Origin of the sequence: Methylibium rhizosphaerae, assembly GCF_006386545.1 — a bacterium.
GTDB lineage: Bacteria > Pseudomonadota > Gammaproteobacteria > Burkholderiales > Burkholderiaceae_C > Pseudorivibacter > Pseudorivibacter rhizosphaerae.
In genome coordinates this window covers 1-525 of sequence record NZ_SWAR01000200.1, presented here as the reverse complement: position 1 = coordinate 525, position 525 = coordinate 1, and the positions used below count along the sequence as shown (strand labels likewise).

The following is a 525-nucleotide window of genomic DNA, read 5'->3' as shown; positions in this document are numbered from 1 at the left end:
CGCGACGCGGCAGATGTGGCGGCAGCGGCGCTCGCTTGGGCGGTTTCTTCTCGTCGGCGGGCTCGGGCCTGGGCTGCAGCGCTTCGATCTCGGCGGCCACCGCTGCCAGATCCATGTCCAGCGCCTCTTCCAGCAGGCTCTTCTGCTCGGCGGTGTACGCCTCGCTCTTTGCGGCGAACTTCAACCGCTTGAGTACGGCGTTCTCGTGCGTGAGCTTGTCGATGATGGTCTGCTTGAAGAGCAGTGCCTCGTCCTTGCGCGCCATCTCGGCGCGCGCCACGCGTAGTGCCTCGCGCAGCTGTTCGGGATCGAGTGTGTCGAGATGGTCGTCGGCGATCACGAGGCGTGATCGTGCCGAGGCCAACGGCCACGCGCCATCGGCGTATGCCGCAATTGCTGCGAGCTACAGCACCGTGATGATCCCGGCCTCGCCGAGGCGCTGCCACGGCAGCCCAAGTACGAGGGCGTCGAGCTGCGGCCTTGTGAGGGTCAGCGAGCCGTTCACGTCCTTGGGCCAGGCGAACC

Annotated in this window: 1 protein-coding gene; it reads right to left on the bottom strand. The window is 67.0% G+C overall.

Annotated features, from left to right (window positions below):
* Nucleotides 1-340: transposase (locus tag E8D38_RS28095; protein ID WP_219851899.1), on the bottom strand; the 340-nt coding region annotated here is incomplete at its 3' end.
* Nucleotides 341-525 lie beyond the last annotated feature (185 nt).